6 protein-coding genes are annotated in these 6,481 nt (G+C 70.2%); all 6 read right to left on the bottom strand.

All coding sequences use genetic code 11. The features are described 5' to 3' along the window. Positions 1–134: 134 nt before the first annotated feature. The 6 genes from ACGFJ7_RS43345 to ACGFJ7_RS43320 all read right to left on the bottom strand — a co-directional run bounded on the left by ACGFJ7_RS43345 (position 135) and on the right by ACGFJ7_RS43320 (position 6,471). The gene (locus ACGFJ7_RS43345; RefSeq protein ID WP_360245717.1) at positions 135–1,094 is read right to left on the bottom strand and encodes a complex I subunit 1 family protein; all 960 of its coding nucleotides are present in this window, start codon (positions 1,092–1,094) and stop codon (positions 135–137) included. Further along, a complete protein-coding gene (locus tag ACGFJ7_RS43340) occupies positions 1,094–1,699 on the bottom strand; it encodes an NADH-quinone oxidoreductase subunit C (protein WP_360245720.1) in 606 nt (201 codons plus the stop codon). Before ACGFJ7_RS43340 ends, ACGFJ7_RS43345 begins: the two co-directional genes overlap by 1 nt. Positions 1,700–1,723: 24 nt before the next feature. Continuing rightward, positions 1,724–3,022 carry a DUF2252 domain-containing protein gene (locus tag ACGFJ7_RS43335; RefSeq protein WP_392648027.1) on the bottom strand — a complete coding sequence of 433 codons (1,299 nt, stop codon included), beginning with the start codon at positions 3,020–3,022 and terminating at the stop codon, positions 1,724–1,726. Between the two features lie 11 nt (positions 3,023–3,033). Next, complete coding sequence (locus ACGFJ7_RS43330; RefSeq protein ID WP_360245726.1) at positions 3,034–3,591, bottom strand: NADH-quinone oxidoreductase subunit B family protein; 558 nt, start codon at positions 3,589–3,591, stop codon at positions 3,034–3,036. 9 nt (positions 3,592–3,600) lie between these two features. Beyond that, the gene (locus tag ACGFJ7_RS43325; RefSeq protein WP_360245729.1) at positions 3,601–5,070 is read right to left on the bottom strand and encodes an aminotransferase class V-fold PLP-dependent enzyme; all 1,470 of its coding nucleotides are present in this window, start codon (positions 5,068–5,070) and stop codon (positions 3,601–3,603) included. 72 nt (positions 5,071–5,142) lie between these two features. After that, the gene (locus tag ACGFJ7_RS43320) at positions 5,143–6,471 is read right to left on the bottom strand and encodes an MFS transporter (RefSeq protein WP_392648023.1); all 1,329 of its coding nucleotides are present in this window, start codon (positions 6,469–6,471) and stop codon (positions 5,143–5,145) included. Between the last annotated feature and the right edge of the window lie 10 nt (positions 6,472–6,481).

Below are 6,481 nucleotides of genomic sequence, written 5' to 3'. Positions count from 1 at the left end.
TTCTTCGCCACCGCGGAAGTATCCACGGCATCCGTCATGACGGTCATCAGGTGCGTCTCCTTGATCAGGAGTTACACCGTTCGTTTTACAGTCCCGGGTGCCACTCAAGCGGCTCACTCCCCGCTACCTCTGAGTCAGGTAAGCACCTTGACCGTGGCGGTCAGGACTAGCTGGGCCAGGGAGACGGGGACCAGGACCAGCCAGCAGAGGCGTTGGAGCTGGTCCTCGCGCAGGCGGGGGTAGCTGACGCGCAGCCAGATGATGACGAACGAGACGGCGAAGATCTTGGTCAGGGTCCAGAGCCAGCCGAGGTGGTCGGCGAAGGGGCCGTGCCAGCCGCCCAGGAACAGGACTGTGGTCAGAGCGGCGATCACGACGATGCCTACGTACTCCGCAAGCAGGAAGAACGCGAAGCGCAGGCCCGTGTACTCGGTCATGTAGCCGAAGACCAGCTCCGAGTCGGCGATCGGCATGTCGAAGGGTGGGCGGCGGATCTCGGCCAGGCCGGCGATGAAGAAGACGAGCGCGGCCGGGGCCTGCCAGAGCAGCCACCAGGGGCGCCACGCCTCGACGATGCCGGGCAGGCTCAGCGTGCCGGCCGCCATGGCGACGCTGGCCGCCGCCAGCACCAGGGGAAGCTCGTAGCCGAGCAGCTGGGCGGCGCCGCGCAGGCCGCCGAGCAGGCTGTATTTGTTCGCCGAAGCCCACGCCGACATCAGCACGGCGACCACGCCCACGCCCAGCACGGCCAGGACGAAGAACAGACCCACGTCCAGGGCCTGCGCGACGAGGCCGTCCGGTCCGAGCGGGATGACGAGCAGGACCAGCAGGTACGGGAACAGGGCGACCAGGGGCGCCAGGCGGAAGACCCGCCGGTCCGCGTCGCCGGGAGTGATGTCCTCCTTCTGGACGAACTTCACGCCGTCGGCGACCAGCTGCGCCCAGCCGTGGTAGCCACCGGCGTACATCGGGCCGAGGCGGCCCTGCATGTGGGCCATCACCTTGTGCTCGGCCTGGCCGACGACCAGCGGCAGCACCAGGAAGCCGACCACGACGGCCAGCACCCTGATCGTGAGATCGAGCCACAGCGGCATCAGGCTTGGGGTCCCCACTCGTGGGGCGCGGGCACGCCCGGCGGCCGCATGGGGGCGCGCTTGGCCGTACCGGCCTCGGACTCGCCCGGCTCTTTGGCGCCCGGCCAGGCCTTGGCGACGCGGGAGGCCAGCACGAACTCCTTGCGCAGCGGGTGACCCTCGAAGCCGGGCGGCAGCAGCAGAGGCCGCATGTCGGGGTGGCGGGCGAAGGTGACGCCGAACATCTCGTGCGTCTCCCGCTCGTGCCAGTCGGCGCCGGCGAACAGCTCGGTCACCGACTCGATGACCGGCTCATCGCGCGGCACGAGCGTCCGGAGCAGCAGCGCGTGCCGGCGGCGGGTCGAGTAGAGGTGGGCGACGACGCGGAACCCGTCGGCGCCCTCGTCGACGGCCGACAGCCAGTCGAAGAAGTCGCAGCCGAGGGCGCCGTTGTGCTTGGCCGTGCCGACCGTCTCCCACCACCGCGCGACCGGCACGTCGACGACGGCCCGCTCGTGGCCGGGGCCGCCACCGGAGAGACCGGCGACGATCTCGCCCGGAGGCGCGTCCGGCGAGTCGTCCGTCAGGAGCGCGACCAGGCGCTCGCCGACCTCGTCAGGCGTCATGGCGTCATCCTAGGGGCTCCGGCGTCAGAGTCCGGGGAGCCGGCCGTTGCGGAACACGTCGACGAAGTCCTGGTGGTCCTCGCGGGCCTGGTCGCCGTAGCGATGGGCGAACTCGACCAGATGCCGGACGAAACCGGCCTCATCCTTGTCGATCTCGGCCACGATGGCCTCCTCGGTGGAGAAGTCGACGAGGTCGTGGCTGGACTCGTCGTCGGCCACCGAGTGCATGCGGGCGACGGCCCGGCCCAGGTCGGACAGGACGCCGGTGAGCTCCTCGGGCTCGTTCACGTCGGCCCAGTCGAGGTCGGCCGCGTACGGCGAGACCTCGGCCACGAGCTGGCCGACACCGTCCAGGGTGGTGTAGCCGACCCACGGATCGGCGTGTGCCTGCAGGGCGTGCTGCGACTCGGCGGTGCGGTGCCCCTGATGCCGGAAGTACGCGCGGACCCGCTCGTCGTCGATCCAGCGGGCGACGGCCGGCACCTGCGCCTGCTTCATGTAGATGATCACGTCGTTCTCGAGGGCCTGGGTGTGCCCTTCGAGCAGCAGGTTGTAGCTGGGCAGCCCGGCCGATCCGATGCCGACGCCCTTGCGCAGCTTGATGTCCTTGATGTGGGTGGCCACCGGCCGGGTGGCCTGCGGCAACGTGGTCAGGTACTGCTCGAAGGCGGCCTGGACCATGGCGTCGGTGGCCTCGTCGGTCTCGTAGACGCCGTCGAGCAGCGCGAACCGGCGCTCATAATCGTCGATGACGGTCTGCCCGTTGAGCAGGTCGACGCGCGTGTTGAGGCGTGCCTCCTGGAGCACCCGGCGGAGCACGCCGTCCGCGTTGTCCAGGGTGATCGACCCGATCGCGTCGTCGCCGCCGGTCGCGATGGCCCGCAGCTCGGTCAGGTAGGAGCGGGCGAACGTGGTGACCAGGGTGGTGATGTTGTCGTCGGAGAGCGCCTTCTGATATCCGATGAGCGCCACACTGGCCGCGAAGCGCTTCAGATCCCAGGAGAAGGGCCCGACGTACGCCTCGTCGAAGTCGTTGACGTTGAAGACGAGCTGCCCGGACGAGTTCATGTACGTGCCGAAGTTCTCGGCGTGCAGGTCGCCGTGAATCCAGACGCGGCTGGTGTGCTCGTCGAGGAAGCTGTCGTCGGCATAGCCGGCCGACAGGTCGGCGTAGAACAGCGAAGCGCTGCCGCGATAGAAGGCGAAAGGCGAAGCCGCCATCTTCCGGAACTTGCGGCGGAAAGCGGCCGGATCGACAGCTATCAACCCACCGAATTCCCTGGTCAGGACCTCGATGATGAAGTCCGCGCGCTGCTCAGTCATACCTGCGGAGACTAGTCCCCACTTGCACCCTGCGGGGTCACGATCGGAGCGCTGAGTGACGCGACGTCCCGCTTGGCCGCCAGCGGATCGGGCCGGGACACCCCGCCGGGCCCGGCCTGCTCGGCCGCGATCTTCTCTTGCAGCCGCAGAATGCCGTGCAGCAGCGCCTCGGGCCGCGGCGGGCAGCCGGGCACGTAGACGTCGACCGGAATGATCTGGTCGACGCCCTTGGTCACCGAGTACGAGTCCCAGTACGGCCCACCGCAGTTGGCGCAGGACCCGAACGAGATCACGTACTTCGGCTCGGGCATCTGGTCGTAGAGCCGCTTGATCGCCGGCGCCATCTTGTCGGTGACCGTGCCCGAGACCACCATGAGGTCGGCTTGCCGGGGCCCGTGCGCGAACGGGATGACGCCCATCCGCATGAAGTCGTGCCGGCTCATGCTGGAGGCGATGAACTCGATCGCACAGCAGGCGAGCCCGAAGTTGAACACCCAGAGCGAGTAGCGCCGCCCCCAGTTCAACACGAACTTGATGGGCTCCCCGAGGACTCCTGGCAGACCGGACACAGGCTCAACCTACCCCTGCCGCACGGCGGGACGCTGGAGCAGGCTCAGGAAGCCGGTCAGCAGCGCCTCGCGCAACGCGGGCGGAGCCACGTTGAGCAAGGAGTTGACGGCGGCCATCTTGGTGAAGTCGCCGCCGCCCAGGCCCATGGTCTCGGCCAGGCCGGCGATGAGCTCGGGGGTGACCTGCTCCGGTGTCAGCGCGCCGGCGGCCTCGAGCAGCGGGGCGGGCAGGGCGACGGGACCGGCGGCCCGGGCCGCGGCCACGGCGTCGGCCAGGTCGGTGGCGAAGTCGGGGGCCGTCGCGTGAACGGAGGCGGTCACGGTCAGGTGAATCGTGGGCGGGAGGTCGGCGTACGCCATCTGCGGTTGGGTGTGCCATCCGCGCGCGGCGAGCTCGTCGGCGAGGACGAAGACATCGACGGCGCCCTCACCCTCCTCGGCGCCTTTGCCCTCGGCTGTCAGGCAGACGACGCTGGTCTCCGGTGGAGCGAAGAGGCGGAGACCGGGGGTGGCCGTCACCGCGTCGGCCAGGACGGTCACGGACTCGCGGGTCCGCGCGGCCAGATCCAGATAGCCGGCGTCGCCGATGTGGCGGAGGGTGGCCAGGGCGGCGGCGATCGGGCCGCCGGAGCGGGTGGACGAGATGATCGGGTTGATCATCGTGTAGCCGGGCCAGCCCGCGTACGCGAAGTACTGCGGGAGGCGCAAGGCCTCGTCGCGGTGGAGCAGGATCGAGACGCCCTTGGGCGCGTAGGCGTATTTGTGCAGGTCGACCGAGATGCTGGTGACGCCGGGCACCGAAAGGTCGAAGGGCGGCAGGTCGGCGCCGAGGCGGCGCAGGTAGGGCAGGACCCAGCCGCCGAAGCACGCGTCGACGTGGAAGCGGACGCCGCGCTCGGCGCAGAGGGCGGCGATCGGCGGGATCGGGTCGACGACGCCGTGGGCGTACGACGGCGCTGAGGCCGCGACCAGCACGGTGTCGGGGCCGATGGCCGCCGCGAGGGCGGCCGGGTCGGCTCGCAGGTCGCCGCCGACCGGGACCACGTCGAGGGCGACACGCAGATAGTGCGCCGCCTTGGCAAACGCGGCGTGGGCGGTGGACGGGATCACCAGGCGCGGGGTCGCCAGCTCGGGACGGGAGTCACGGGCCGCCTTGACCGCGAGGATCAGCGACTCGGTGCCGCCGCTGGTGACACTGCCGACCGTGCGCTCGTCGCCGCCGAGCAACCCGGCCGCGGCGCCGACCAGAGCGTTTTCCATGGCGAGCAGCGAGGGGAACGCCGTGGGGTCGAGGCCGTTGACGTGCGCGGAGATCGCATAGGCCGCGCGGGCCAGCTCGTCGAGGCCGTCCAGCGCCGGGTCGTAGACATAGGCGAACAGGCGGCCACCGTGTGTCGGCAGATCGGCCGCCCGCAGCTGCTGGAGCTCGGCGAGGATCTGGTCACCTGGGACGCCCTTGCCGGGCAGTGCCTCGAACATGCCGCTGACGCTAGTCCACGATCCACGCGGCGATAAGCGACCAAAGGATTGGCCGGACCCCTACCAAAGTAGCTACCGCGCGATGTCCCGATAGGCGCGTAATAGCGGGACCGCGGCCGCGACCAGCACGGCCGGCACCACTGTGAAACCGAGCAGCACGCCCAGCCGGGCGGTGTCGTCCTGGGTGGCGGCCTCGCCCGTCGACGACGAGACATATCCGAACAGTTGGAGGACCAATGCGAACAGCCCCGGCCCCAGCGCGAGGCCCAGCGTCTCACCGGCCGTCCAGAGGCCCGTGAAGACTCCGGCCTGCCGCTTGCCGGTTCGCTCGGTGTCGTGGGCGATGCAGTCCGGCAGCATGGCCATCGCGAAGACCTGCTGTCCGGCGTAACCGACGCCGATCATCGCGACGATCAGATAGATCGGCACGGGCGCCAGGGCGGGTGCGGCCAGCAACACGAAGGCGCCCGCCGCGAAGAGCAGCGATCCGGCCACCAGCGACCGCAGTTTGCCGTATCGACGGCCGGCGCGCGTCCACAGTGGCATGACCAGCAGCGCCGGTCCGACGAAGGCCGCGAAGAGGAAGGTGGCGCCCGACTCGCGGGCCACGACGTGGTCGGCGAAGTACTGCACGCCGGCGAGCATCGTGCCGATGCCGACGGCCTGAATCACCCAGCAGAGCAGCAGAGCGCGGAAGGGGCGGTTGGCCACGGCGACGCGCAGCTGAGTTCGCAGGTCGGGCTCGGCCGCCGGCGCGGCGCGGGTCGCGGCTCCGCGCGTACCGAAATAGACGCCCAGCGTTCCCACGGCGATGAGGAGGCCGACGAAGATGCCCGACCACCGATGGCCCACCAGGCCACCACCCGTCTGCTCCACGACCAGCGGAGCGAGCGCGCCGGAGATCAGGATGGCCAGCGCCAGGACGGCGACCCGCCACGTCATGAGCCGGGTCCGCTCGCCGTAACCGTCGGTCAGCTCGGCCGGCATGGCGACGTAGGGCACCTGGAAGAAGGCGTACGCGGTGGCGGTCACCAGGAAGGCGAGGGCGACGTAGGCGCCGGCGGCGGCCCCGCCGCGGAAGGGGCCGGCGAACATGGCCGCGAAAAGCACGGCCAGGAGCAGCCCGGCGACCAGCAGGAACGGCCGGCGGTCGCCGCTGCGGTCCGAGATCCGGCCGGCGATCGGGTTGACCAGCACGTCCCATGCCTTCGGCAGCAGGACGAGCAGGCCGGCCACGCCAGCCGCCACACCTAACGTATCCGTCAGATAGGGCAGGAGGAGCAAACCCGGCACGGTGCCGAAAGCGCCGGTCACCAGCGAACCCACGGAATATCCGGCCAAGACACGACGAGGCAGGGCGGGCACCGGCCGTACGTCGGGAGAGGGACCCGCAGGCGTCATGAATGCGGAT

Source organism: Actinoplanes sp. NPDC048988, from assembly GCF_043197815.1.
Taxonomy (GTDB): domain Bacteria; phylum Actinomycetota; class Actinomycetes; order Mycobacteriales; family Micromonosporaceae; genus Actinoplanes.
The sequence above is the reverse complement of the archived record's forward strand: the minus strand, read 5'-3'. Positions and strand labels throughout refer to the sequence as shown.